Raw genomic sequence first — 1,025 nt, 5'->3', positions numbered from 1 at the left:
CCGCGGCCAGCGGCGAGGTTTCCGTCATCCCCCACGCCTGGATGATCTGCACGCCGAACCTGTCGGCGAATCCCTCGATCAACGACTGCGGCACCGGCGCACCACCGCAGGCGACCAGACTGATCGACGACAGATCCACCTCGGGGTGCGATACCCCATACTGCAATAAATCGCTCCAGATGGTCGGGACGGCACCAGCTTTCGTGGGTCGATGTGTCTGGATCATGTGCGCCAGCGGAGCAGCTTGCAGGTAACGGTCCGGCATGAGTAAGTCGGCACCCGCCATGAGGGACGCGTAGGGAAGACCCCAGGCACTGGCGTGGAACATCGGCACCACGGGCAGGACTCGGTCCCCTTCCTCCACGGCGAGCGCATTACCGGTGCAGGCTGCCATCGAGTGCAGGAACACCGACCGGTGGCTGTAGACGACCCCCTTGGGGTCTCCCGTGGTTCCGCTGGTGTAGCACATACCCGCCGCCGATCTCTCATCGGGATCTGTCCACGGGAACACCGGTGACTCCGCGGCGAGTGCGTCCTCATACCGGATGATGTCGACGCCGTTGCCCTCCAGCGCCGACACCTCTCCATCGCCGGCGACGAAAACGACGCGTACGGTCGACAGGCCCGGCAGGACCGGTGCCAACAACGGCACCAGGGAACTATCAGTGATGATGACCCGGTCCTCGGCGTGGTTCGCGATGAACTGCAGTTGGGACGCAGACAACCGCAGATTCAGGGTGTGCAAGACGGCACCCATGGCGGGAACCGCTGCGTACGCCTCCAGATGTTCCTGGTTGTTCCACAGCAAAGTAGCGACACGGTCATCGTCGCCAACACCGGCACGACGCAGAGCATTGGCCAGCTGACCGCATCGTTCCTCAAGGGACCCGTAGGTCGTGGTCCGAGCCGGTTCGTTTCCGCCGTAGGTGATGACCTGCCTTGCGGCGTGATTCGTCGCGACGTGGCGGAGGATCGACGCCACCGGCAAGGGCACATCCTGCATCGTGCTCGTCATGGGAACTCCT

Annotated in this window: 1 protein-coding gene; it reads right to left on the bottom strand. The window is 63.9% G+C overall.

From position 1 onward, the window contains the following. A partial coding sequence (locus tag ACJMNC_RS18380) for an AMP-binding protein (protein ID WP_408949379.1) occupies positions 1-1,015 on the bottom strand: 1,015 nt, incomplete at its 3' end. Positions 1,016-1,025: the final 10 nt, after the last annotated feature.

The organism is Gordonia sp. VNK21 (assembly GCF_046098115.1).
Classification (GTDB): Bacteria; Actinomycetota; Actinomycetes; order Mycobacteriales; family Mycobacteriaceae; genus Gordonia.
The sequence above is the reverse complement of the archived record's forward strand: the minus strand, read 5'-3'. Positions and strand labels throughout refer to the sequence as shown.